This window comes from Nocardiopsis sp. CNZ308 (assembly GCF_004217075.1).
The window spans coordinates 6,318,508-6,343,032 of the sequence record NZ_SHKJ01000001.1 but is presented as its reverse complement, the minus strand read 5'-3'; the positions used below and the strand labels follow the sequence as shown (position 1 = coordinate 6,343,032).

The window sequence follows — 24,525 nt, the reverse complement described above, 5'->3', positions numbered from 1 at the left end:
CGGAGACCCCATGAACACACCCGCCGAGCCGCGGGGCGGCACCCGCACCGGCACCGCGGGGGGCACCGCCACCGACGCCATCGCCTCGGTGACGCTGTCCCGCGTCGACCTGCCCCTGTCCACCCCCATCAGCGACGCCAAGGTGCTCACCGGCCGCCAGAAGCCGCTCACCTCGGTGTCGATGCTCTTCGCCGAGATCACCACCGAGCAGGGGCTCGAAGGCGTCGGCTTCACCTACTCCAAGCGCGCCGGAGGCCCGGGCCAGTACGCCCACGCCCGCGAGGTGGCCCCCGAGCTGATCGGCGAGGACCCCAGCGACATCCAGCGCCTGTGGACCCGCCTGGTGTGGGCCGGGGCCTCGGTCGGGCGCAGCGGACTGGCCACCCAGGCCATCGCCGCGATGGACATCGCCCTGTGGGACCTCAAGGCCAAGCGGGCCGGACTGCCGCTGGCCAAGCTCCTGGGCGCGCACCGCGACGCGGTCGACTGCTACAACACCTCCGGCGGGTTCCTGTCCGCGCCGCTGGAGGAGGTGCTGGACAACACCCGGGCCGCCCGCGCCGCGGGCATCGGCGGCATCAAGATCAAGGTCGGCCACCCCGACCACCGGGTGGACCTGGCCCGCGTGGAGGCCGTGCGCGAGGAACTGGGCGACTTCCCGCTCATGGTCGACGCCAACCAGCAGTGGAACCGGGGCTCGGCCGCGCGCATGGGGCGCCTCCTGGACCGGTTCGACCTGGTCTGGATCGAGGAGCCGCTGGACGCCTACGACGTCCGGGGGCACGCGGACCTGGCGCGCGAGCTGGCCACGCCCATCGCCACCGGCGAGATGCTCACCAGCCCCGCCGAGCACGAGGCGCTGATCCAGGCCGGGGCCGTGGGCTTCATGCAGCCGGACGCGCCGCGGGTCGGGGGCATCACCCCGTTCCTGGACGTCATGGCCCAGGGACGCAGGGCCGGGGTGCGGATGGCGCCGCACTTCGCCATGGAGATCCACCTGCACCTGGCCGCCGCCTACGAACTCGACCCCTGGGTGGAGCACTTCGACTGGCTCCAGCCGTTGTTCGAGGAGCGGCTGGAGACCGCGGGCGGGCGCATGCTCGTTCCGGACCGGCCGGGGCTGGGCTGCACGATCAGCGAGCAGGCCCGCGCCTGGACCGCCCAGAAGACCCGGGTGGACGCCGACGGCCGCACGGACCTGAAGGGCTGACCGGCCGCGCCGCCGGGTCACCGGACCCGGCGGCGCGGGGCGGCGGGCCCGCGCGTGCGGCCGAACCGGGGCCGGGAGCGCACGCGGCGCTCAGGAGAGCGCGCGGAACCCCTGTGCGTCCGCTCCGCCCAGCAGCGCCACGCTCAGCCACATCCCCGGCAGCTCTTCGGCGGGTACGTCGGTGTCCGTCACGATCCGCTCCACCGGGACGTCCAGCGGCGCGGTCGCCGGGTGCAGCGGCGTCACCAGTTCGGCCCTGTTGCCCATGGTGAGCAGCACCTGCACGGCGGTCCGCCCCCGGTGCCCCTCGGGCAGGGAGTAGGGCACGGTCACCCTCCAGCGCATGTCCGTGGGCAGGCTGTCCGGAGCGCGAAACCCCCAGTACCACGCCTCCTGGTCGGACATCTCCACCACCAGCGACGACACGGGGACCTCGGTCTCCTCGTCCGCCGGAGCGATCGTCCACTCCCGGCCCATCACGGCGTCCTGGGGCCTGCGCGCCTCGCGCTGCCACCACCTGCGGCGGCGCAGGGCCAGGTAGTCCTCGACCCGTCCTCCCGAGCCCGCCCTGCCGACTGTCTCGTCCACCCGGTGTACTCCTTCAGGGGGCGTGGCGCGCCGCACCGCGCGCCACACGGCGTGGTCCCCCCGGTCCGCGGACGGCGTCACCGGCCCGTGCATGGGGTGGAGCACACCGTTCAGGGGGACTGTCTTTACCCTCTGCCCGGTAGGGGGTCGCGCATGCCGGAGGCGGCCAGGGATTTCGCGCACCCCGGCGACCTGGGCCTTCGCGGCGGCACCTGCCGTCCCGGTCCGTCGCGCAGGAGGGGCCGTGCGGCAGTCGCGCGGGACGGCCCTCACCCTCGGTAAGCTCCTGGGCAACTCCCGTACCACTCTGCCCAGGAGCACACGCATGCGTGAGATCGAGGCCAAGTACCGCGTCGCCGACCCCGCCGCGCTCCTGGCCGCCCTCGACTCCGCCGGGGTCGCCCTCTCCGCGCCCGCCGAGCAGGACGACCAGGCCTACGCCCCGCCCGGGTGGGAGTTCGGCACGCCCAAGGCGGGACGCGCCTTCGCCCGGCTGCGCACCCAGGGCGGCGAGCACGTCCTCACCGCCAAGACCCCGGCCGCCAACCCCCTGGAGTACGTGGAGCACGAGACCGCCGTCGCCGACCGGGAGCAGATGCACCGGGTCCTCCTCCAGTTCGGCTACGTCCCGGTCCTGCGCATCGTCAAGACCCGCCGGGTCGGCCGGGCGGGCGCGATCACCGTGTGCGTGGACGAACTGCGCGGTGTGGGCGTGTTCCTGGAGGTCGAGATGACCGTGGACGACGACCGCGACGGCCCCGCGGTCCAGGCCCGGCTCGACGCGTGGGTGCGCTCGCTCGGCGCGGACCTGGAGCGCACCACCGACGGCTACGACGTCCTCGTGCGGGCCGCCGCGGCGGGCTGACCGCGGGGTCCCGGCCGGGCGCGGCCGCCGTCGGGGGCGGGGCGGGGTCAGCGCAGGTAGCGGCGCCGGGTGATGACCAGCAGGTTGGCCGCCAGCGGCAGCAGCAGGGACAGCGCCGTCACCGTCCAGCCGACCGCGAGCGCCTGTCCGAGGTCGGGGTAGGCCGCGTCGGGCACGACCACGCCCACGCTGAGCCGGTAGGCGAAGCAGGTCGGGACCACGTACGAGAAGTCGGCGGCCATGAACACCAGCGTGGCCACGGTCAGGCCGATCCCGAACACGTTCACGATGACGACGTTGCGGGTCACCAGCGTCAGCAGGGCGCACAGCAGCGCCACCGGGGCGACGCACACGCCGACCAGCAGCCAGTAGGCGGCGCTCATCCGCCCGATCCCGGCGCCGGGGTTCTCCAGCAGCAGGAACACCACCAACCCCACGTGGTTCACCGCCGCCATCACCGCCACCAGCGCGCACGCGACGGCCAGCTTCGCGGCCCACAGCGCGGGCTTGGAACGGCCGCAGGTGAGCCACTCGAAGTAGGTGCCGTTGCGGAACTCGGTGTGGAAGCAGGCCGCGACGGTCGCGCACACCACCAGGGGCAGGACCATCGTGTACTGGTTGTGGAAGGTGAAGTAGAACCGCTCCAGGGTGGGCTCCCCGCCGTTCACGGCGTAGTTGACGACCACCATCGCCAGCGGGACGACGTTGAGCACGAGGACGGCCCAGACGAAGCGCTCCCGGCGGATCTTGCGGAGTTCGTTGGCCAGCAGCGTCCTCACGCGTCCTCCCCCAGGACCGTCGCGTACAGGTCCTCCAGGTCGCCCTCGACCTCGTCGGCGTCCATGCGCCGTACGATCCGGCCCGCTCTCATGAACAGCAGGTGGTCGGCCAGGGAGGCGATCTCGGTCAGGTTGTGGCTGGAGACGATCATGCTCGTGCCCCGTTCGCGCTGGACGGCCCGGACCAGCTCCCTGATGTCGCGGATGCCGATGGGGTCGAGGCCGTTGGTGGGCTCGTCCAGCAGCACCAGCCCGGGTTCGCCCAGGAGCGCCCGGGCGATGCCGAGCCGCTGCCTCATGCCCAGGGAGGTGCGCGAGAAGCGCAGGTCCGCCCGCTCGCCCAGGCCGACCTCCGCCAACAGGCCGGGGACCTCGTCCAGGGGGGTGCGCAGGTAGCGGGCGTGCAGTTCCAGGTTCTCCCGCAGGGTCAGGCCGCCGTAGAACGCGGGGTACTCGATCAGGCGGCCCACGCGCAGGCCCGGCGCGCGCTCGATGGCGCCGGTGTGGTCGTTGGCGCCCAGGACCGACTTGAGCAGGGTGGTCTTGCCCGAGCCGTTGGGGCCGAGCAGCCCGTAGACCCGACCGGGTTCGACCCGCAGGTCGATCCGGTGCAGGACGCGGTGGCGGCCGTGGGCCATGGAGACGTCGCGGATGTCGATCAGGCTCACGGGACCACGATCCACAGGCCGAAGAGGACGGCGTAGACGAGGAGGAGGACGCCGGGGAGGACGTACGCCCCCTTCCCCGTCTCGCCGGGTGAGAGGAAACGGGCCGCCGCGATGGTGACCGCGCCCGCGAACGCGATCATCGACGCGACCAAGAGCACCGCTGACATGCGACTCCTTGTCGTCGTGGACGTGCCCGGGACGTGTTCCCGAGCAGCACCGGCCACGCTAGGCAGGGGCCCCGGCGGGCGGCAGTGTCTTCGGTGCCGGGTCCGGTGGCGCGGGGCCCGGGCGGGGTGGCCGGGGGTCGGGGGAGCGCGGACCCGGGGACGCGGCGGGGTGGCCGAAGGTCTCGCCCGAGTGGCCCCAGGTACCGTCGCGGATCGGCCACGGTACCCCTTCCGCGGTGGGGGCTCCGTCCCGGGAGGCCCCGGTGAACAGCGGTTATACGGTGGGGCCGTGCGGATTCTCGGCAACCTCCTCCCCTGGTCGACCGTGGTGTTCGTCGTCCTCGCGGCCGTCGACTCCCACCTCGGCAACATGATCACCGTCCCCTGGCCCCTGCTGGCGGCCGACGCCGTGCTGGGGGCGGTGCTCGTCACGGCAAGCCGCTGGTGGACGGCCCGCGGCTGGGGCCGGTGGCTGGTCGCGGCGGCACCGGCCGTGTCCACCGCCTCCGTCGGTCTGGCCGCGCTCGTGGCCGCCCGCGAGGCGTCGGGCAGGCGGTGGCGGACGGCCGCGCCCCTGTGCGGGGTCCTGGCCGCCGCACTGGCCGCGGGCCTGCACAACCCCTGGACCCCGGTGGAGCCGATCCGGCCCCTGTGGGTCGGACTGCTGCTCGTGGCCGCCGCCGTCGCCGCCCTGGCCGCGGCCTCGGCCTACCGGGGCGCCCGCGCCGACCTGGTCCGCGTGCTGCGGGAACGGGCGCTGGACGCCGAGCGGGAGCAGCGCTTCCGGGTGGAGAACGCCAGGATGGAGGAGCGCGGCCGCATCGCCCGGGAGATGCACGACGTCCTCGCGCACCGGCTCACGCTCATCTCGCTGAACGCCTCCGCGCTCACCCACCGCCCCGACCTGGCCGCCGCCGACCGCGACGCCCTGGCCGAGGAGATCCTCACCAACACCCGCCAGTCGCTCGCGGAGGTCCGCGGGATCCTGTCCGACCTGCGTTCGGGGCAGGACGAGGACGCGGACCGGCCCCAGCCCACCTTCGACGGGCTCGGGCGGCTCCTGGAGGAGAACCGCAGGGCCGGAATGCGGCTGGAGGTGCACGACGAGGTGAGCGGACGCCTCCCGGCCCCCGCCAACACCGGCCGCCACGCCTACCGCATCGTCCAGGAGGCCCTCACCAACGCCCGCAAGCACGGCGCGCCCGGGCCGGTGCGCGTGCGCGTCGTCGCGGACGGAACCGACGCGGTCCTCATCGAGGTCCGCAACCCCGTGCGCCCGCGTCCGGCCGCCGCCGACCCGGGGGAGGGGGATCCGGGAGAGGGGGCCGGCGTCGGACTCGTGGGACTGGCCGAACGCGCCGCCATCTGCGGCGGCTCCCTGCTCTGGGGGCGGACGGGGGACCACTTCGAACTGAGGGTGCGCCTACCATGGTCGCCGTGAGCGAACCCGTACGAGTGGTGGTCGTCGACGACGACCCGATGGTCCGGCGCGGCCTGCGCCTGCTCCTGGGAGGCGGCGCGGTCGAGGTGGTCGCGGAGGCCGGTGACGGAGACGAGGCGGTGCGGGTCGTCGCCGAGCACGCCCCCGACGTGGTCCTGATGGACCTGCGCATGCCCGGGACCGACGGGGTGGCCGCGACCGAGCGCATCCGCAGCGCTCCCGGCGCGCCGCCCGTGCTCGTGCTCACCACGCTGGACTCCGACCGGGCGCTGGTGCGCGCCCTGCGCGCGGGCGCGAGCGGCTTCCTGCTCAAGGACGCGCCCCCGGACGAACTCGTCGAGGGCGTCCTCGCGGTCCACCAGCGGCGCCCGCGCCTGGCCGACTCGGCCACCCGCCGTCTCATCGGCCTGGCCGTCGGCGGCGGGGACGACGAGGCGCGCGACCGGGCCCGCGAACGCGTGGCCGTGCTCTCCGACCGCGAGCGCGAGGTGGCCCTGGCCGTGAGCCGGGGCCTGTCCAACACCGAGATCGCCGAGGACCTGTTCATGAGCGTCAGCAACGTCAAGGCGGTCGTCGGCCGGGTGATGGCCAAGCTGGACGCGCCGAACCGGGTGCTCGTCGCCAACGCGGTGCGCGACGCGCGCCTGGAGGACGGCCGCGCGGGATAGCCGTGCCCGGGTTGTCGGTGGCCGCCCGTAGGGTGCGGGCATGGGAAGCCGTATCTGTGTGATCGCCATCGACGCGGTCGACGCCGAGACCGTGGCCGCGTTCTGGAGCCGTGTGCTGGACTGGCCGATCGTGGAGGAGGCCGAGGACGGGTTCAGCCTCGCTCCGCACGAGGGGGCGGACCTGGGGGTCGACGTGTTCACCGTGCCCGAGCGCAAGAGCGTCAAGAACCGCCTGCACCTGGACCTGCGTGTCACCGACGGACTGACGGTGGCCCAGGAGCTGGAGAGGCTGCTGGGACTGGGCGCGGTGAAGGTGGACGTGGGCCAGCCCGAGGACGCCCGGTGGACGGTGCTGGCCGACCCCGAGGGCAACGAGTTCTGCCTGCTGCACGGACGCGCCGACGCCTCCTGAGGCGCCGCCCCCGGCGCGCACCGCTCGGGACCGGCCTTGGCGCGATCCGGCCGCGAAACCCCCGACCAGGCCACCGGGTGCGGTTCCGGCCGCCCGGGAACCCCGCGAGGCACGCGGGCGGAACGGTTCACAGGAAGGCCGGGGCCTCCTCGCCGGTCCACAGCCAGCCGGTCGGCGCCAGCTGCTTCCTGAGGCGGGTGCGCTGGCGGGTGTGGTCGGCCAGGGCCGCCGCGACCGCGTCCCCGAGCCGGTCCAGGTCGTCGGGCGCCTCCACCCGGGTGAGGAGGTTGTGCTCGGGACGGACGAGCACCAGGTCGCCCTCCGGCCCGCAGCCCATGAGCTTGAGGTGCCTGAGCGGGCGGTAGGCCTTCTCGGTGGTGGGCAGCACGGTCAGGAGCGTGCCGTTGGCGGACCACACGTACAGGCCGGACTGGTTGACGTGGAAGATGCGCCCGCGGGCGGGGTCGGCGGCGACGGCGTGGTGGTCGCCGGGCTCGGGGGAGCGCTTGTCGGTGCCCGGTCCGTCGAGCCGTCCGACCAGCGCCCCGGTGTCGTCGACGAGGGCGTAGGCGTACGCGCTGCTCTTGGTCGGCCGCCAGTCGTCGAAGACGGGAACGACGAACAGGTCGTCGGCCACCACCGCGTAGGCGTTCAGGTGCGCACGGAACGTCCTCGCCTGGAGCTGTCTGCCCAGTTCCGGCCAACGCGCACGCGCCGCCGCCACGATGCCGGGGGAGGGGCGGTTGCCGCCTCCGGCCGGGGCGCCGCGGTGGTCGGTGTGGGGGACGGGCAGGCTCGTGTCGCCGCCTTCGGAGGGGAGTCGGCGGGTTTCCTCGGGTGTGTGCAGGCAGGCGAAGACCTCGACCGTCGGCCGGTGGCCGGGTGTCAGGGGCCCCTCCGCCAGGCCGATGAGGTTGGGGTGAGCGCCCGACCACCTGTGCACCCCGAACTCCGACACCACGCACAGCAGACGTCCCGAGGGGGTGGTGCGGATCGCCGCGGCGAAGGAGCCCTCCACGTGCTCGGCGACGTCCAGGTGCTCCCGGTGGCGGCCGGTTCTGGGAGCGCCCTCCCAGGAGCCGAGGAGCGTGGTCAGGTCCGCGTCCACGAGGAAGGTCCGGTTCTCGCCGGAGGACAGGGCGAGGGTGCCGTCCGGCAGGACGCACAGGTCCGTCACGTATGAGCTGAGCCCCGTACGGGCCTGCGGTTCCTCGTCCCTGTCGTGGAGGAGCACCAGGTGGGACGCGAGAGTGCCGTCGGGACGGTGGCGGGAGAGCGTCCACACCCTGATGCCCCGCGTCCCGCACGCGGAGTACTGCCGCAGAGCGGAGAGGACGTAGCAGTCCCCGGACGGGGAGAAGTCCGCGGCGACGTGGGAGAGGTGGGAGTAGGCGCCGTCCTCGTGCGCTCCGGGCAGCACGAGAGGGCGGGGGAAGGTCAACGGGTGCGTCACGGGCATGGGCGACACTCTGCCAGCGCGGTGCGACATCCCGCCCCGCGCGGCGCCTCCGCCCGGCCCCGGGCCGCTGAACGGCCCGGTGTGACCGGCCCGCACACGACACGGCCGCCGCGGAGTCCTCCCATCCGCCCCGCGGCGGCCGTGCGTCACCCGCGTCCCGTCACTCCTTGGGACGCTGGTCGATGATGCGGCGGAACTTGCCCACCGAGCGCTCGATCTGTTCGGGGTCGACCACGTCCACGGTCACGCTCACGCCGACCCTGTCCTTGACCGTCGCCACGATCTGCTCGCTCAGGGTCACGCGCCGCTCGGCGGTGCAGTCCGGGGCCGCCTCGATGCGCACCGCCATGCGGTCCAGGCGCCCCTCCTTGGTCAGCACCAGCTGGAAGTGCGGGGCCAGCCCGTCCAGGCCCAGCACGATCTCCTCGATCTGGGTCGGGAAGACGTTCACGCCGCGCAGGATGATCATGTCGTCGCTGCGGCCGGTCACCTTGTCCATGCGCCGCATGGGCCGGGCCGTGCCCGGGCGCAGCGCGGTCAGGTCGCGGGTGCGGTAGCGGATCACCGGCATGGCCTGCTTGGTCAGCGAGGTGAAGACCAGTTCGCCGTTGGACCCGTCGGGCAGCACGTCCTGGGTGACGGGGTCGAGCACCTCGGGGTAGAAGTGGTCCTCCCACACGTGCAGGCCGTCCTTGGTCTCCACGCACTCGTTGGCCACGCCCGGGCCCATCACCTCGGACAGGCCGTAGATGTCCACGGCGTGGATGTCGAAGCGCTCCTCGATCTCGGTGCGCATCTTCTCGGTCCAGGGCTCGGCGCCGAAGATCCCGACCTTGAGCGAGGTCGTGCGCGGGTCGATTCCCTGATGCTCGAACTCGTCCATCAGTGTCAGCATGTAGCTGGGGGTGACCATGATGATGTCGGGCTCGAAGTCCTGGATGAGCTGCACCTGCTTGGCCGTCTGTCCGCCCGAGGCGGGGATGACCGTGCAGCCGAGCCTCTCGGCGCCGTAGTGGGCGCCCAGCCCGCCGGTGAAGAGCCCGTAGCCGTAGGAGACGTGCACCTTGTGCCCGGGGCGTCCGCCCGCGGCGCGGATGGAGCGGGCCACCACCTCGGCCCAGGTGTCGATGTCCTCGCGGGTGTAGCCCACGACGGTGGGGCGGCCGGTGGTCCCGCTGGAGGCGTGGATGCGGCTGACCCTGTCCTGGGGGACGGCGAACATCCCGAAGGGGTAGTTGTCGCGCAGGTCGGCCTTGGTGGTGTGCGGGAAGTGGCGCAGGTCCGCCAGTTCGCGCAGGTCCTCGGGGCGCACCCCGGCCTCGTCGAACTTGCGGCGGTACAGGGGCACGTTGGCGTAGGCGTGCTCCAGGGTCCACCGGAGGCGCTTGAGCTGCAGGGCGCGCAGCTCGTCGACACTCATGCGCTCGGCCGGGTCCAGGATCTCGGGTGCGGGCGCCTGTCCCAGGCGGGCGGTGGCTCCGGCCGGCAGCGTGGTGGTGTCGTGGCTTGCCATGGGCCTCTCCGTGTACTGTGCGCGGGACCCGCCAGGACGTGGGCGCCTGGGTGGGGTGGGCGGGTGGGTGCGCTGGTCTCGTGGCGGTGCGGTCCGTCGCGGATCGGACCGACTTGCTTACTGACCGAACGTTCGGTTACTAATGCATTAACGCAGTCTCCGGGCAGCGGTGTCAAGGAGAAATGTCGATGATTTCACAGGCGACGGTGGCCCCGACCACCGTCTTTACCACGGGAGGCCGCACGTGAGCGAGGTCTACTTGGTCGACGGGGTGCGAACCCCGCAGGGCCGCTACGGCGGCGCCCTGGCAGCGGTGCGCCCCGACGACCTGGCCGCCACGGCCGTGGCCGAGGCGGTCCGCCGCGCGGGCGTGCCCGGCGAGGCCGTGGACGAGGTCATCCTGGGCGCCGCCAACCAGGCCGGCGAGGACAACCGCAACGTCGCGCGCATGGCGGCGCTGCTGGCCGGACTCGACCCGAGCGTGCCCGGCTACACCGTCAACCGGCTGTGCGCCAGCGGCCTGACCGCCGTCTCCTCCGCCGCGCAGGCCATCCGCGCGGGCGAGGCCGACGTGGTGGTCGCGGGCGGCGTGGAGTCCATGACCCGCGCCCCCTGGGTGATGGCCAAGCCCGGAACCCCCTGGGCCAAGCCGGGCGAGGTCGCCGACACCTCCCTGGGCTGGCGCTTCACCAACCCGCGCTTCGCCGCGGCCGACGCCGAGGCGCCCGCCGACGCGGGCCCCGACGACCTGCGCTACACCCTGTCCATGGGCGAGACCGCCGAGGAGGTCGCGCTCCTGGAGGGGCTCACCCGCGAGGAGTGCGACGCCTTCGCGCTGCGCAGCCACGAGCGCGCGGTCGCCGCCGCCGAGGCGGGCCGCTTCGACGCCGAGACCGTCCCCGTCACCGTGCGCGGACGCAAGGGCCAGACCAGCGAGGTCACCGCGGACGAGGGCCCGCGCCCCGGCTCCAGCATAGAGAGCCTGGCCGGGCTGCGCCCGGTCTTCCGCGAGGGCGGCATCGTCACCGCGGGCAACTCCTCCTCCCTCTCCGACGGCGCCTCCGCGCTGGTGCTGGCCGGTGCCGAGGCCGTGCGCCGCTACGGCCTGACCCCCCGCGCCCGCGTGGTCGCCTCCGCCTCCGCGGGGGTGGACCCGCAGGTCATGGGCCTGGGTCCGGTCCCGGCCACCCGCAAGGCGCTCGGCCGCGCCGGGTGGGACCTGGACGGGGTCGGCGCCGTGGAGCTCAACGAGGCCTTCGCCGCCCAGTCCCTGGCCGTGATGCGCCAGCTCAAGCTGGAGGAGGAGCGCGTCAACGCCGACGGCGGCGCCATCGCCCTGGGCCACCCGCTGGGCAGCTCCGGCGCCCGCATCCTGGTCACCCTGCTCAACCGCATGGAGCGCGAGGACGCCGCCCGCGGCCTGGCCACCCTGTGCGTGGGCGTGGGCCAGGGCGTCGCACTGCTGGTGGAGCGCCCGTGAGCGCGAACGACGGCACTACGCACCGGGCCGACGGGGACTTCACCACCCTGGACGTGGAGTGGCGCGAGGACCGCGTGGTGGTCCAGCTCCACCGCCCCGAGGCCCGCAACGCCATCAACGCGACGATGATCGCCGAACTGCACCGGGTGTGCGAGCGGATCGAGGCCGAGCCCAGGCCGCTGCTCCTGACCGGGCACGGCACCGTGTTCGCGGGCGGCGCCGACATCGCCGAGCTGCGCGAACGCGGCCGCGAGGAGGCGCTGGCCGGGATCAACAGCCGCCTGTTCGAACGCCTGCACCGCCTCCGGGCGCCCACCGTGGCGGCCGTGGACGGCTACGCCCTGGGCGGCGGCGCCGAGCTGTCCTACGCCTGCGACATCCGCATCGCCACCCCCGCCGCCGTGTTCGCCCAGCCCGAGCCGGGTCTGGGCATCATCGCGGGGGCGGGCGCGTGCTGGCGGCTGCGGGAGCTGGTCGGCGCCTCGGTGGCCAAGCAGGTGCTGCTGGGCGGCTACCGCCTGGACGCCGAGGCCGCGCTGCGCCACGGCCTGGTCGCCGAGATCGTGCCCTCCGAGGAGCTGCGCGAACGCGCCCACGCCCTGATCGACCGCATGGCCGCCTCCTCCGCGCTGGCCCTGCGCATGACCAAGATGGTCCTGGACGCCGACGGCCCCCACCCGCTGGCCGACGACCTGACGCAGGCCGTGCTGTTCGAGAGCGCCGACAAGCACGAGCGCATGACCCGTTTCCTGGAGAGGAAGAAGCGTTGAGCACCACCGAGCAGGGGAGCGGCGCCGCGCCGGGCGTTCCCGCCACCGTCGCCGTCGTCGGCGGCGGCACCATGGGCGCCGGGATCGTCCAGCAGTTCCTCACCCGCGGCGCCGACGTGGTGCTGGTCGAGGCCACCGCCGAGGCGGCCGAGGCCGGTCGCGCCCGTGTGGCGGCCGGGCTGGACAAAGCCCGCCAGCGCGGGAGGATCGACGCCGAACCGGCCGCCTACCTGGCCCGGCTGCGCACGGTCACCACCCCCGCCGACATCCCGGCCGACGCCGGGCTGGTCGTGGAGGCCGTGCCGGAGCGTCCCGAACTGAAGATCGCCGTGCTCACCGCCGCCGAGGCCGCCGTGGGCGAGGACACCGTCTTGGCCTCCAACACCAGTTCGCTGTCGGTCACCGAGCTGGCCGCCGCCCTCAAGCGCCCCTCGCGCTTCCTGGGCACCCACTTCTTCAACCCCGTCCCCGCCTCCAAGCTCGTGGAGCTGGTGGTGGCCCCCGAGACCGACGAGGCCGTCCTGGCCTCGGCGCGCGCCTGGGTCGCCGCCCTGGGCAAGACCGAGGTCGTGGTCCGCGACGCGCCCGGGTTCGCCACCAGCCGCCTGGGCGTCATGCTGGGCCTGGAGGCCATCCGCATGGTCGAGGAGGGCGTGGCCTCGCCCGCCGACATCGACACCGCCATGGAGCTGGGCTACCGCCACCCCATGGGGCCGCTGCGCCTGACCGACCTGGTGGGCCTGGACGTGCGCCTGGCCATCGCCGAGTACCTGGCAGCCGAACTGGGGGACCGGTTCGCTCCTCCGGAGCTGCTGCGCCGTATGGTCGCCGAGGGAAGGCTGGGCCGCAAGAGCGGACAGGGCTTCCACACCTGGGACGAGGGAGAGTAGAGCGTTGAGCGAGGACACGGCGGCCGGACAGGCGGCGGCGGAGTTCACCGAGGCCGACGGGCTGGCCACGGTACGGCTGAACACGCCCGCCCTGACCCGGCGGGTCAAGGAGGAGCTGCTGGCGGCGCTGCGTCAGGCGGCGGGGTCCACCACCGCCCGCGCGGTGCTGCTGCTGGGCTCGGACAAGGCCTTCTGCGTGGGCCAGGACCTGGCCGAGCACGCGCGGATCCTGGAGGAGCGCCCCCAGGAGGCACTGGACACCGTGCGCGAGCACTACAACCGCGTCGTGCTGGCCCTGGAGGACGTCCAGGTGCCGGTCGTGGTCGGCATCGGCGGCGCCTGCGTGGGCGCGGGGCTGGGCTTCGCCCTGGCCGGGGACGTGCGGATCGCGGCCCGCCGGGCCAAGTTCGGCACCGCCTTCACCGGCATCGGCCTGGCCTCGGACTCCGGGCTGGCCTCGCGCCTGGTGGCCTCGCTGGGCCAGGCCCGGGCCATGGAGCTGATGCTGCTGGGCACGGTCGTGGGCGCCGAGCGCGCCCTGGAGCTGGGCCTGGTCACCGAGGTCGTGGACGACGACGCCTGGGAGGCGCGCGCCCACGCCGTGGCCGCGGGTCTGGCCTCCGGGCCCACCAGCGCGTTCGTGGCGGCCAAGCGGGAGGTGCGCTCGGCCGCCGTGGGCGGACGCGAGCTGCCCGAGCTGCTGGAGGAGGAGGCCGACCTCCAGAACCAGCTGGGCCGGACCGCCGACCACGTCGGAGCGGTCCGCGCGTTCCTGGCCAAGGAGAAGCCGACCTTCTCCGGGAGCTGAGCTGGCGGTTTCCCCGCCCGGCGGACTTGCCCGGGCGGGGGAATCCGGGGATACTAATTACTGACCGAACGTTCGGTTATGAATGAGGTGAGAAACCAGTGAGCACCCAGACGGTCCAGGAGGCGTCCTCCGACGCCGACCTCCTCCAGGCCGAGTTCGACGCCAGGATCGCCGCCGACCAGCGCATCGAGCCGCGCGACTGGATGCCCGAGGGCTACCGCAAAACGCTCGTGCGCCAGGTCTCCCAGCACGCGCACTCGGAGATCATCGGCATGCAGCCCGAGGGCGACTGGATCGCCTCCGCGCCGAGCCTGCGGCGCAAGGCCATCCTGCTGGCCAAGGTCCAGGACGAGGCCGGGCACGGGCTGTACCTGTACGCCGCCGCCGAGACCCTGGGCGTGGACCGCGCCGACCTGACCGAGCGCCTCATCGAGGGCCGCCAGAAGTACTCCTCGATCTTCAACTACCCGTCGCTGACCTTCGCCGACGTGGGCGTCATCGGCTGGCTCGTGGACGGCGCCGCGATCTGCAACCAGGTCCCGCTGTGCCGCAGCTCCTTCGGCCCCTACGCCCGCGCCATGGTGCGCATCTGCAAGGAGGAGTCCTTCCACCAGCGCCAGGGCTACGAACTGCTCATGCGCATGATGGAGGGCACCCCCCGGCAGCGGGCGATGGTCCAGGACGCCGTCGACCGCTGGTGGTGGCCGTCGCTGATGATGTTCGGCCCGCCCGACGCCGACTCGCCCAACACACAGCAGTCCATGGCCTGGGGCATCAAGCGCGACACCAACGACGACCTGCGCCAGAAGTTCGTGGACATGACCGTCCCCCAGGCCCAGAAGCTCGGCGTCACCCTGCCCGACCCCGAGCTGGTCTGGAACGCCGAGCGCGGCCACCACGACTTCGGCGAACCCGACTGGGTGGAGTTCAAGCAGGTCATCTCCGGCGCCGGACCCAAGAACGCCGAGCGCGTCCAGCGCCGCCGGGCCGCCCACGAGAAGGGCGCGTGGGTGCGCGAGGCCGCCACCGCCTACGCCCGCAAGCACACCAGCGCCGAGGAGGCCGCGGTATGAGCGACGACACCACCGCCGGTTCCGGGGCGGCCCGCCCCGAGTGGCCGCTCTACGAGGTCTTCGTGCGCGGCAAGCGCGGCCTCAACCACGTCCACGTGGGCTCGCTGCACGCCCCCGACGACCACATGGCCCTGCACAACGCCCGCAACCTCTACACCCGCCGCAACGAGGGCGTGAGCATCTGGGTGGTGCGCGCCGAGCACATCGCCGCCTCCAGCCCCGACGAGAAGGACCCCTACTTCGCGCCCAGCGGGGACAAGGTCTACCGCCACCCGACGTTCTACCCCATCCCCGAGGACGTCCCGCACATCTAGGGCGGCGGCACGACCGGCGCACACGAGGCCAAAGGAAACGACATTGAGTGGCGACCACATCTACTCGGCCCTGAGCGAGGAGCACGGCGGCGACACCCGCTGGGCCTTCGGCACCGGCTTCACCGACGCCCTCGCCGGGGTGGACACCACCCTGCCCGAGGGGGTCGACGGGGCCGACCTGGCGCTGTACTGCCAGATGCTCGGCGACGACGCGCTCGTCCAGGCCCAGCGGCTCGTCCACTGGGTGACCGACGCCCCCGAACTGGAGGAGGAGGTCGCGCTGGCCAACATCGCCCTGGACCTGCTCGGACAGGCCCGCCTGCTGCTGGCCCGCGCCGGACAGGCCGACGGCACCGGACGCGACGAGGACGCCTTCGCCTACCGGCGCGGCCCCGCCGAGTTCCGCAACGTCCACCTGGCCGAGGCGCCCCGCGGCGACTTCGCCCGCGCCGTCGTCACCCTGCTGACGCTCTCCAGCGCCCGCCTGGCCGTGTTCGCCCGCCTGGCCGACAGCCGCGACCCCGTGCTGGCCGCCGTCGCGGCCAAGGCGGTCAACGAGCTGGCCTACCACCGCGAGTACGCGGTCTCCTGGGCCCTGCGCCTGGGCGACGGCACCCCCTACTCCCGCGAGCGCATGACCGCCGCCGTCGCCGGGGTGTGGCCGCTCACCGGCGAGCTGTTCGCCACCCACCCCGTCGAGGCCCGCATGGCACGGCAGGGCGTGGGCGTGGACCCGGCCACCGTGCGCGAGGAGGTGCACGCCGTCCTGGCGCGGGTGCTCACCACCGCCACCCTGGACGCCCCCGCGCCCTTCCCCGCGCCGGCCCTGGCCGGACGCCGGGGCGAGCACACCGCCGAACTGGCCCCCCTGCTGGACGAACTCCAGAGGGTGGCCCGCGAGCACCCGGAGGCGACATGGTGACCACCACCCGGGACCGGGCCCGCCAACGCGCCGAGCGCGCCGCCGCCGCGGTCACCGACCCCGAGCTGCCCATGCTCACCCTGGCCGACCTCGGCATCCTGCGCCGCGTGGAGGTCGAGGGCGACGGAACCGCCGCGGTGTGGATCACCCCCACCTACTCGGGCTGCCCGGCCCTGGCCGAGATGCGCGCGGACGTGGACCGCGCCGTGCGCGCCGCCGGGTTCGACCGGGTCGAGGTGCGCACCGAGCTCTCCCCGCCCTGGACCACCGACTGGATCACCGCCGAGGGCAGGCGCAAGCTCGCCGAGCACGGCATCTCCCCGCCGGGCGGCGCGCCCGCGCGGGCCGCCGGGCCGGTGCCGCTGACCCTGCTGCCCACCCGCACCGCCCCGCGCTGCCCGCTGTGCGGGTCCGGCCGGACCGAGGAGCTGTCCCGCTTCGGCGCGACCTCCTGCAAGTCCCTGCACCGCTGCCGGTCCTGCCTCGAACCGTTCGAGCACGTCAAGGAGATCTGACCGTGACCACACCCGTCACCGAGACCGCGCCCGCGGCCGCGCGCCGCCGGGGCGCGTTCCACCGGCTGCGCGTGGCCGCCGTCGAGCGCCTGTGCGACGACGCCGTCGCCGTCACCTTCGACGTCCCCGACCACCTGGCCGAGGAGTACGCGTTCGCCCCCGGGCAGTCGCTGACCCTGCGCCGCGAGGTGGACGGCGTGGAGGAGCGCCGCAGCTACTCCGTGTGCGCCCCCGTCGGCCAGGCGCCCCGCGTGGGCGTGCGCCTGGTCTCGGGCGGCCTGTTCTCCCACTGGCTGGTCAACGAGGTGCGCCCCGGCGACGAGGTGGAGGTGGGCGCGCCCACCGGCCGCTTCGTCCCCGACCTGGACACCGCGGCCCGCCACGTGATGGTCGCCGCCGGTTCGGGCATCACCCCGGTGCTGTCCATGGCCTCCTCGCTGCTGCGCCGCACCGACTCGCGCGTCACCCTGCTCTACGGCAACCGCCGCAGCGACACGGTGATGTTCGCCGACGAGATCGCCGACCTCAAGGACGCGTTCGGAACGCGCTTCGAGCTGGTGCACGTGCTCTCCCGCGAGCCGCGCGAGGCCGAGCTGTTCACCGGGCGCCTGGACGGCGCCAAGCTGGAGGCGCTGCTGGACACGGTCGTGGCCGCCGACGCCGTCGACCACTGGTGGTTGTGCGGACCCTACGGCATGGTCACCGACGCCCAGGAGGTGCTCGCGGGCCGGGGCGTGCCGGGGGAGCGGATCCACCAGGAGCTGTTCTTCGTGGAGGGCGCCGAGCCGCCGCCCCAGGCGCGCCACGAGGAGCCCGGCGTGGAGGGACCCGCCAGCGAGGTGACCCTCGTGCTGGACGGGCGCACCACCACCCTGACGCTGCCGCGCGGGGTGCCCGTGCTGGACGCCGCGCAGCGCTACCGGCCCGACCTGCCCTTCGCCTGCAAGGGCGGGGTGTGCGGCACCTGCCGGGTGAAGGTGTGCGCGGGCGAGGTGCGGATGCTGCGCAACTTCGCGCTCACCGAGGCCGAGGTGGCGGCGGGGTACGCGCTGTCGTGCCAGGCACTGCCCGAGAGCGACGCCGTGACCGTGGACTACGACGCGTGAGCGCGCGCAACGAGACCGCCTGGCGGATGTTCGAGGCGGACATGGCGTCCAAGAACCTGGGGATGCGCCTGGTCGAGGCCAGCGACGGGCTGGCGGTCGTGGAGATGACCGTGGGGCCGCTGATGCTCAACGGGCACGGGATCGCCCACGGCGGATTCGTGTTCACCCTGGCCGACACCGCGTTCGCGTGCGCGTGCAACGTGGACGGGGGAGGGGTGACCGTGGCCTCCGGGGCGGACGTGACCTTCGTGGCCCCGGCGAAGGAGGGTGACGTGCTGGTGGCCACCGCCCGGGAGCGGGCGCTGTTCGGCCGCAGCGGCCTGTACGACGTCACGGTCCGCCGGGGCGAGGAGGTCGTCGCCGAGTTCCGGGGCCGCAGCCGCACGCTGCCCCCGCGCGGCTGACCGCCGGGACGGGGCGGGTACGGGGCCGGGACGGCGAGGGCGGTCCCGGCCCCTTCGCGTGGGGGCCAGCGGAGCAGTGGGGCAGCGGGGCGGCCGCGTGCGCGGCAGTGCGGAGGGCGGTTCCGGTCACTCGGAGCCGGAGGATCGGCGGGGAGGCCGCACGCGGGAGCGTGGGGCCGGGTTCTGTCCGTGCGCGTCGCCGTTCCCGGCCGTGTCCGGGCAGCGGTCAGGGACGGGTGTCCACAAGCGGTCACCCGTGTTTGGGGTGAGGTCAGTACATGTGTGGGCCTTGATGGAGAAAAGCGAACCTTGTGGCTTATGTGAGCACATGGATAGCTTTTTCCCGTTCGTGTCCCGGGTGCGCCCACGAGGCGGCCCTCGACCAGACAGGCAATCCCCCTCATGCGTCGTTCCCTGACCCGTTCGACGGCGGTCGCGGCCGCCTCGGTGCTGGCCTTGTCACTCCTCTCCCCGTCACAGGCGCTGGCCGACGACAACCGTCCCCCGGACCGGCCCGACACCGCCACGCTCACCGCGCGGGGAAGGGTGTGCTCCACCGACAGGGACGCCCCCACCCTTATCGGCAGCGCAGCGCCCCTCCTGAGAGGGGTCTTCCGCGATCCCGACTCCGAGACCGGGGCACAGCGGATCAGGGCCGAGTTCGAGTGGGCCTTGGACGGCACCGACGAACTCCTCGGCGCGGCCGAGTCGACCAGTACCTGGCACCATCCCGGCCGTGATCCCTACCCGCTGTCGGTCACCGCGAGCGGCCTGCCCGAAGACACCCTCATGCGTTATCGCGCGCGCGGCCATGATGACCACGAGCCGGGTGAGTGGTCCGAATGGTGCTGGATCGAAGCCAACACCGACGGACCCGAAGCGCCTCCGCGGGTCACCTCCGACGACTACCTGCCCAATGGTGGTTTCCAGGGATCTCCCGGCCGGACGGCGGAGTTCACCTTCGCCAACAACGGAACGCTGGACGCGGTCTCCTACGAGTACAACCTCGGGCTGGAACCCCTGTGCAACACCCGGGTCGAACTCGATGAGCCCGGTGCCTCCGCCACCGTCTCGATCACACCGCAGAGGTCGGGACCCCAGTGGATCTACGCCCGGAGCGTCGACGCCTACGGCAACACCTCCGCGTGCGAGTCGGTGTACGAGGTCCTGGTGGCTACCCTGGCCGCCCCCGCGGCCTACTTCCTCCTCGACGAAGGTGAGGGGACGAGTGCCTCGGACGTCATGTCAGAGGACCGCTCTGCTACGGGGGACGGCGACATCGTCTGGACCCGTGGCCGCGTGGGTGAGCGCCAGGGGGGCGGTTACCGGTTGGAGGGCGCGGCCGTGGCCACGGCGGACGGGCACCTGCGCACCGACACGGCGGTCGTCGACACCTCGGAGGCCTTCGCGGTGTCGGCCTGGGTCCGGTTGGACGAGACCGGCACCGACGCCGTCGTCCTCTCCCAGGACGGCGAACACCTGAGCGGCTTCCAGCTCGGCTACGACGCCTCCGAGGAGGCCTGGGTGTTCCAGGTGGCCCCCCAGGACGGACCGCAGGCCGGGTTCGACCAGCGCGTGCTCTCCACCGTTCCCGCTCAGACGGGTGTGTGGACACAGCTCAGCGGTCAGTACGACCCGGCTGCCGGAGAGATCGCCCTCTACGTCGAGGGCGCCCATCAGGGAAGCACCGAGTGGGATTCCGCCTGGAACGCCGGGGGCCCGTTCGTCATCGGAGGCGGTCGGGAAGCGGGCGCCTTCTCGGACAGTTGGCCGGGAGCGGTCGATCACGTCAAGGTGTGGGACCGCCTCCTCATCGCCGAGGACGCGCCCTACACCAGCACCGGCCGGTCGGAGGTGTGGCAGCACGCCAACCTGCCGCTGGCCCTGGAGGGCCGGTGGATGTTGGAGGAGAGCGGCGGTGCGGTCGCCGCGGACGGTTCCGACCACGGCCTGGACGCGACGCTGCACGGTGACCCCGCGACGGTGTGGGAGGGGGCGTTCAACGACTGGACCTACACCTCCGCGGTCCTTCTCGACGGAACCGCGCAGGAGCACCTGCGCACGGACCGAGCGGCTGTGCGCACCGACCGCAGCTTCACCGCCTCGGTGTGGATGCGGTTGGACGAGGGTGGATCCGACGCCGTCGCGCTCTCGCAGAGCGGCGAGCACACCGGTGGGTTCGCGCTCGGCTACGACGCCGAACTGAAGGCGTGGGTCTTCGAGACATCGGCCGGGGACTCCGAGGGAGCCGAGGTCAGCCGCGTCGCCTCCGCCTGGGCGGAGACGGGGAGGTGGACCCATCTGACCGGTATCTACGACCACGTGGACGGAACACTCGCCCTCTACGTCGACGGTGTCCGCCAGGAGGACGCGGAACGCCAGGGCGCCTGGCACGCCGACGGCGGCGTGGTGATCGGAGGCGCCGGACACGCGGACGGCGTCGACCGTCCCTGGACGGGAGCTCTCGGCACGGTCTTCCTCCTCCAGGGAGTCGCGTTCCCCCACGACGTCTACACCATGATGGAAGGTCTCCTGCCGAGGGTCTAGTCGAGCCCTCGGAGCACCAGGACCGGGGTGTAGGCACCCCGTCGCAATGACCGGTAGGGGTCGGGACCGCGAGGGCGGTCCCGACCCCTACCTCGTCCGCTCGTCCCGCCGGGCAGGGAAAGCGAACACGCGGGGGCGATCGCGCGTCCCACGGGCGTAGGGAGGACGCCGTCCTCCGCCGCACGAGAAGGACCCCATGAGCGTCACGCCCGCCCCCGTCCCCCCGCAGCCCCGCGACACCGGCCTCCCGCCCGGCCTCGAACCCCTGGAGAAGGGCGACCCGCGAACGCTCGGCCCCTACCGGATCGTGGGGCGGATCGGCGCGGGCGGCATGGGCGCCGTCTACGGCGGAATCGACGGAATCGGGCGGTGCGTGGCCGTCAAGACCGTGCACGCCCGCTTCGCGCGCGGGCGCGGCCACCGCGAGGCCTTCGCCCGCGAGGTGGACATGCTGGCCCGCGCCCGGGGTGTGAGCACCGCGCGGCTGTACGACGCCGACACCACGGCACGCGTGCCCTGGCTGGCCTTCGACTACGTCCCCGGCCGGAACCTGCGCGCCCACGTGCGCGCCTTCGGCCCCCTGGAGGGGGAGATGCTGCGCGCGTTCGCGACGGGCACCGCCGAGGGTCTGGCCGCGCTGCACTCCGCCGGGATCGCGCACCGCGACATCAAACCCGGCAACGTCATCCTGTCCCCGGACGGCCCCAAGATCGTCGACTTCGGCATCGCCACCGCCGTCGGCACCACTCGCGCGAACGACCGGGGCGCCTCCTACGGCACCCCCGGCTGGGTGGCGCCCGAACGCTACACCGGTGCGGTCGCCGACCCGGCCGCCGACGTGTTCGCCTGGGGCGCCCTGGTGGCGCTCGCGGCCACCGGACGCGAACCCTTCGGCCGCGGCACCCCCGGGCAGCTGCGCCAGCGGGTCACCGCCGGTCAGCACGACCTGGCGGGCGTGCCCGACGACGTCCTGCCGCTGGTGGAGGCCGCCCTGGCCGCCGACCCCGCGCGGCGCCCGCGCGCGGTCGATCTCATGCGCGCCCTGCTGCCCGAACCCGAGGAGGTCGGCCTGAGCGGGCGCGGCGGCCCGGTCCCGGCCGCCGAGACCCTGCGCGCCCTGCTGCGCGGCTACTGGCGCGGGGTCGACTCCGCGGGGCACGACCCCGCCGCGTGGGCGACCGCCGTGGGCGTGCTCTCCGCGGCCGGGATCACCGCGGGCGCGCTGGGCGGCGCGGGGGCCGGTACGGGCGCTGGCGGGGCCGCAGTCGGTACCGGCGGTGCCGCGGCCGGTACGGGCGGGGCCGCGGGAGCCGCCACCGGAACCGCGGCGGCGGGGACCGCCGGCGGCACCCTCACCGCCCTGGCCGGATCCAAGACGGCGGTGGCCGGTGCGGGCGTGCTGGTCGCCGCCGGGCTCGCGACCGGCGGGTACGTGGTCTACGACCGGGTCAGCGGTGCCCCGGCGGAGGCCGTCACCGCCGCCGCGACCACCCTGGAGGAGGGCGGCGGGTTCGTGGTCGAGGTCGAGCGCCGCTTCAGCGACGCGCACGCCGAGGAGGTCGCCGCGCGGACCGGCCAGGCGGTCGAGGCGGTGCTGGAGGAGAGCACGGCCACCGTCGAGTACCGCTACGCGGCCGACCGCGACGTCTTCCTGGCCAGCGGCGAGGTGATGGGGCAGGGCTCCGTCGCGGCCGCCCACAGCGGCGGACGGCTGTACGTGTACGGGCCCGCCCTGGCGGAGGGCGAGGCCTCCGAGCCGGTGGAGCCCGCGTGGGAGGCCACCGCCGAGGACCTGGGCCCCGAGCTGGTCACCGGCCCGCTGCGCACGATGGCGGAGTCGCCGGACCTGGAGGCGGGCGGGGCCGGGGAGGAGGGCGGCCGGGTGTACACCGGCCCGCTCACGTCCCGGCTCGTGGTGGACGGCGAGGTGGTCGAGGAGGACGCGCAGGGCCTGGTCGAGGTCGACGGGCGGGGCGGCCCGGTGCGGATGGAGTACGCCGGAGCCCTGTGGCGGGTGCGGGCCGACTTCACCGAGGTGGGCGGCACCGTGGAGGTGGTCGACCCCCAGGAGGGGGAGGAGTCCGGCGGCGGACGCCTGGAGGTGCTCCACGCGCCCGCCTGCGGAGAGTTCGAGTTCTACGAACGTGTCTGGCAGGTGCGCGCGGACGCCTGGGAGATGTCGTGCGACCGCGCCTTGGAGGTGGCGGGACTGCTGGGGAGCGAGGGCGGGCGCTCGGAGCTCGCCCTGGGGTACACCGGCACCGGGGTGCACACCCACTTCGTGGACGGCGAGCTGGCCTGTATGGGGGTGAGGGAGCTCGTTCCCGGGCTGTCGGGGGCGGAGTCCCCCTGGTCGCTGGTCTCCTGCACGTCCGCCGCCTCCGTCGGGGAGAGCGAGTTCGGCTGGGAGGAACTGGAGTTCGGGGAGCCCGTCCTCATCCGGTTCGTCCGGGTGGAGTAGGCGGACGGTCGGGCCCGGACGGCGCGGACCTTCGTCGGGGGACCGCGCCGCCGGGTGCCCGCGGGCGGGACCGCGTGCCCGGGTCCTCGCAGGGACCGCGCCGCCGAAGGGCACCGGGCAGGCTTCCGCCGCCCCCGTCGCCCCGTTCCCGGCCCGAGGGCGAGTCCCGCCCGAGGTTTCGGAACGGGGCTCCCTCCCGGTCCCGGGGTCAGCGCAGGGCGCTGGGCTCCGGGATCTCCACCGGACGGCCTTCGCGGTCGCGCCGCCGCCCCGGGCGGTCCAGGGCGCCCGCGAACACCGCGATGCCCAGGCCCACCACGGCCAGCACCGCGCCGATCGCGGCCGGGGAGGTGTACCCCAGGCCCGCGCTGATCCCGATGCCGCCCAGCCAGGCCCCGGCGGCGTTGGCCAGGTTGAACGCCGAGTGGTTGGAGGCCGCCGCCATCGTCGGCGCCTCGACGGCCTTGTTCATCACCAGGACCTGGAGCGGGGTGGCCACGCCGAACCCCACCGCGCCCAGGACCACCACCGTCACCGCGGCCGTCCAGGGGTTGTGCACGGTCACCGTGAACACCACCAGCACCACCGCCAACGCGGCCAGCGACCCGTAGATGGTCGGGCGCAGCGCCCGGTCGGCCAGGGGCCCCACGATCAGCGAACCCAGGGTCATGCCGGTGCCGAACAGGGCCAGGACGATCGGCACCCCGGACGCGGACATGCCCGCCAGCTCCGTCATCATCGGCGAGACGTAGCTGTAGACGGCGAACACCCCGGCGAACCCGAAGACCGCCGTGACCAGGCCCAGGACGACCTGGGAGCGGCCCAGTTCGCGCATCTCGTGGCGCAGGCCCGTACCGGAGGCCGCGGGCTGGTGCGGCACGAACACCGCGACGCCGAGCATGGCGAGCAGGGCGATCCCGGCCACGACCAGGAACGCCGCGTGCCAGCCCATCGCCTGGCCCAGGAAGGTGCCCGCGGGCACGCCGACGATGTTGGCCACGGTCAGGCCGAGGAACATCCGCGAGACGCCCGTGGCCCGCCGCCCCGGACCGGCCAGGTGCGCCGCGACCAGCGAGCCCACCCCCAGGTAGGCGCCGTGGGGCAGCCCGGCCAGGACCCGCGAGGCGAACACGGCGCCGAAGGACGGGGCCAGGACGGTGGCGAGGTTGCCCACCAGGAAGAGCCCCATGAAGACCAGCAGCGCCGTCTTGCGGGGCAGCCGCGTGCTCAGCGCGGTGAGCAGCGGGGCGCCGACCACCACGCCCAGGGCGTAGGCGGAGATGAGGTATCCGGCGGTCGGAACCGGTACGCCGAGGTCCGCGGCGACCTCGGGCAGCAGTCCCATGATCACGAACTCAGTGGTGCCGATGGCGAACGCGCCGACGGCGAGGGCGAGCAGGGCCAGAGGCATGGGCGGGTCCCCTTCGAAGGGTCGGTCGGGGTTTCACGGGTGCCGGGCGCCGCG

General features: G+C 73.9%; 24 protein-coding genes. 17 read left to right on the top strand and 7 right to left on the bottom strand.

Annotation, left to right across the window (positions count from 1 at the left end):
* Window positions 1-10: 10 nt before the first annotated feature.
* Window positions 11-1,210 carry an L-talarate/galactarate dehydratase gene (locus EV372_RS27390; RefSeq protein WP_130398439.1) on the top strand — a complete coding sequence of 400 codons (1,200 nt, stop codon included), beginning with the start codon at window positions 11-13 and terminating at the stop codon, window positions 1,208-1,210.
* A gap of 90 nt (window positions 1,211-1,300) precedes the next feature.
* Here the strand turns inward: EV372_RS27390 and EV372_RS27385 are convergent, their stop codons facing one another.
* Entirely contained in the window at window positions 1,301-1,798 is a 498-nt protein-coding gene (locus EV372_RS27385) for a hypothetical protein (RefSeq protein WP_019611429.1), read from the bottom strand.
* A 325-nt stretch (window positions 1,799-2,123) separates the two neighbouring features.
* On the opposite strand from EV372_RS27385, the gene EV372_RS27380 reads away from it, so the two are divergent.
* Window positions 2,124-2,663 carry a class IV adenylate cyclase gene (locus EV372_RS27380; RefSeq protein ID WP_130398438.1) on the top strand — a complete coding sequence of 180 codons (540 nt, stop codon included), beginning with the start codon at window positions 2,124-2,126 and terminating at the stop codon, window positions 2,661-2,663.
* Window positions 2,664-2,710: 47 nt separating this feature from the next.
* On the opposite strand, the gene EV372_RS27375 is transcribed toward EV372_RS27380, so the two are convergent.
* The 3 genes from EV372_RS27375 to EV372_RS27365 are packed head-to-tail and all read right to left on the bottom strand — an operon-like array spanning window position 2,711 to window position 4,277.
* Window positions 2,711-3,442 (bottom strand): ABC transporter permease, encoded by a 732-nt coding sequence (locus tag EV372_RS27375; protein WP_130398437.1) that lies wholly within the window; start codon window positions 3,440-3,442, stop codon window positions 2,711-2,713.
* Window positions 3,439-4,110: an ABC transporter ATP-binding protein gene (locus EV372_RS27370; protein ID WP_130398436.1), complete on the bottom strand. Its 672-nt coding sequence runs from the start codon at window positions 4,108-4,110 to the stop codon at window positions 3,439-3,441. Before EV372_RS27370 ends, EV372_RS27375 begins: the two co-directional genes overlap by 4 nt.
* The gene (locus EV372_RS27365; protein ID WP_130398435.1) at window positions 4,107-4,277 is read right to left on the bottom strand and encodes a histidine kinase; all 171 of its coding nucleotides are present in this window, start codon (window positions 4,275-4,277) and stop codon (window positions 4,107-4,109) included. The genes EV372_RS27370 and EV372_RS27365 overlap by 4 nt, the downstream gene beginning before the upstream one ends.
* Before the next feature lie 289 nt (window positions 4,278-4,566).
* Here EV372_RS27365 and EV372_RS27360 point away from each other — a divergent pair, with 289 nt between their 5' ends.
* From EV372_RS27360 to EV372_RS27350, 3 genes are read left to right on the top strand one after another with little or no spacing between them, the layout of a single operon-like run.
* Complete coding sequence (locus tag EV372_RS27360) at window positions 4,567-5,718, top strand: histidine kinase (RefSeq protein ID WP_130398434.1); 1,152 nt, start codon at window positions 4,567-4,569, stop codon at window positions 5,716-5,718.
* The gene (locus EV372_RS27355; RefSeq protein WP_130398433.1) at window positions 5,706-6,386 is read left to right on the top strand and encodes a response regulator transcription factor; all 681 of its coding nucleotides are present in this window, start codon (window positions 5,706-5,708) and stop codon (window positions 6,384-6,386) included. The genes EV372_RS27360 and EV372_RS27355 overlap by 13 nt, the downstream gene beginning before the upstream one ends.
* Before the next feature lie 40 nt (window positions 6,387-6,426).
* Window positions 6,427-6,798 (top strand): VOC family protein, encoded by a 372-nt coding sequence (locus EV372_RS27350; protein WP_165436044.1) that lies wholly within the window; start codon window positions 6,427-6,429, stop codon window positions 6,796-6,798.
* Between the two features lie 127 nt (window positions 6,799-6,925).
* Here the strand turns inward: EV372_RS27350 and EV372_RS27345 are convergent, their stop codons facing one another.
* Both EV372_RS27345 and paaK read right to left on the bottom strand, forming a co-directional pair.
* On the bottom strand, window positions 6,926-8,257 hold the full coding sequence (locus tag EV372_RS27345; protein WP_130398432.1) for a hypothetical protein: 1,332 nt from the start codon (window positions 8,255-8,257) through the stop codon (window positions 6,926-6,928).
* Between the two features lie 160 nt (window positions 8,258-8,417).
* Window positions 8,418-9,770, bottom strand: coding sequence for a phenylacetate--CoA ligase PaaK (paaK, locus tag EV372_RS27340; protein ID WP_130398431.1), 1,353 nt, complete (start codon window positions 9,768-9,770; stop codon window positions 8,418-8,420).
* A 244-nt stretch (window positions 9,771-10,014) separates the two neighbouring features.
* Here paaK and EV372_RS27335 point away from each other — a divergent pair, with 244 nt between their 5' ends.
* The 12 genes from EV372_RS27335 to EV372_RS27280 all read left to right on the top strand — a co-directional run bounded on the left by EV372_RS27335 (window position 10,015) and on the right by EV372_RS27280 (window position 23,060).
* Window positions 10,015-11,250 (top strand): thiolase family protein, encoded by a 1,236-nt coding sequence (locus EV372_RS27335; RefSeq protein ID WP_130398430.1) that lies wholly within the window; start codon window positions 10,015-10,017, stop codon window positions 11,248-11,250.
* On the top strand, window positions 11,247-12,020 hold the full coding sequence (locus EV372_RS27330) for an enoyl-CoA hydratase/isomerase family protein (protein WP_130398429.1): 774 nt from the start codon (window positions 11,247-11,249) through the stop codon (window positions 12,018-12,020). The genes EV372_RS27335 and EV372_RS27330 overlap by 4 nt, the downstream gene beginning before the upstream one ends.
* Window positions 12,017-12,910 (top strand): 3-hydroxyacyl-CoA dehydrogenase family protein, encoded by an 894-nt coding sequence (locus EV372_RS27325; protein ID WP_130398428.1) that lies wholly within the window; start codon window positions 12,017-12,019, stop codon window positions 12,908-12,910. The genes EV372_RS27330 and EV372_RS27325 overlap by 4 nt, the downstream gene beginning before the upstream one ends.
* Before the next feature lie 4 nt (window positions 12,911-12,914).
* A complete protein-coding gene (locus EV372_RS27320; RefSeq protein ID WP_130398427.1) occupies window positions 12,915-13,718 on the top strand; it encodes an enoyl-CoA hydratase/isomerase family protein in 804 nt (267 codons plus the stop codon).
* Window positions 13,719-13,816: 98 nt separating this feature from the next.
* On the top strand, window positions 13,817-14,791 hold the full coding sequence (gene paaA / locus EV372_RS27315; RefSeq protein ID WP_130398426.1) for a 1,2-phenylacetyl-CoA epoxidase subunit PaaA: 975 nt from the start codon (window positions 13,817-13,819) through the stop codon (window positions 14,789-14,791).
* Entirely contained in the window at window positions 14,788-15,105 is a 318-nt protein-coding gene (gene paaB, locus EV372_RS27310) for a 1,2-phenylacetyl-CoA epoxidase subunit PaaB (protein WP_130398425.1), read from the top strand. Before paaA ends, paaB begins: the two co-directional genes overlap by 4 nt.
* A gap of 43 nt (window positions 15,106-15,148) precedes the next feature.
* Window positions 15,149-16,027 (top strand): 1,2-phenylacetyl-CoA epoxidase subunit PaaC, encoded by an 879-nt coding sequence (gene paaC, locus EV372_RS27305; RefSeq protein ID WP_130398424.1) that lies wholly within the window; start codon window positions 15,149-15,151, stop codon window positions 16,025-16,027.
* The gene (gene paaD, locus EV372_RS27300; protein ID WP_130398423.1) at window positions 16,021-16,542 is read left to right on the top strand and encodes a 1,2-phenylacetyl-CoA epoxidase subunit PaaD; all 522 of its coding nucleotides are present in this window, start codon (window positions 16,021-16,023) and stop codon (window positions 16,540-16,542) included. The genes paaC and paaD overlap by 7 nt, the downstream gene beginning before the upstream one ends.
* 2 nt (window positions 16,543-16,544) lie before the next feature.
* Window positions 16,545-17,648 (top strand): 1,2-phenylacetyl-CoA epoxidase subunit PaaE, encoded by a 1,104-nt coding sequence (gene paaE / locus EV372_RS27295; RefSeq protein WP_130398422.1) that lies wholly within the window; start codon window positions 16,545-16,547, stop codon window positions 17,646-17,648.
* Entirely contained in the window at window positions 17,645-18,052 is a 408-nt protein-coding gene (gene paaI / locus EV372_RS27290) for a hydroxyphenylacetyl-CoA thioesterase PaaI (protein ID WP_013153503.1), read from the top strand. The genes paaE and paaI overlap by 4 nt, the downstream gene beginning before the upstream one ends.
* A gap of 402 nt (window positions 18,053-18,454) precedes the next feature.
* Window positions 18,455-20,599 (top strand): LamG domain-containing protein, encoded by a 2,145-nt coding sequence (locus EV372_RS27285; protein ID WP_130398421.1) that lies wholly within the window; start codon window positions 18,455-18,457, stop codon window positions 20,597-20,599.
* Window positions 20,600-20,795: 196 nt separating this feature from the next.
* Window positions 20,796-23,060, top strand: coding sequence for a serine/threonine-protein kinase (locus EV372_RS27280; protein ID WP_130398420.1), 2,265 nt, complete (start codon window positions 20,796-20,798; stop codon window positions 23,058-23,060).
* Window positions 23,061-23,268: 208 nt separating this feature from the next.
* On the opposite strand, the gene EV372_RS27275 is transcribed toward EV372_RS27280, so the two are convergent.
* Window positions 23,269-24,471: an MFS transporter gene (locus tag EV372_RS27275; RefSeq protein WP_130398419.1), complete on the bottom strand. Its 1,203-nt coding sequence runs from the start codon at window positions 24,469-24,471 to the stop codon at window positions 23,269-23,271.
* Window positions 24,472-24,525: the final 54 nt, after the last annotated feature.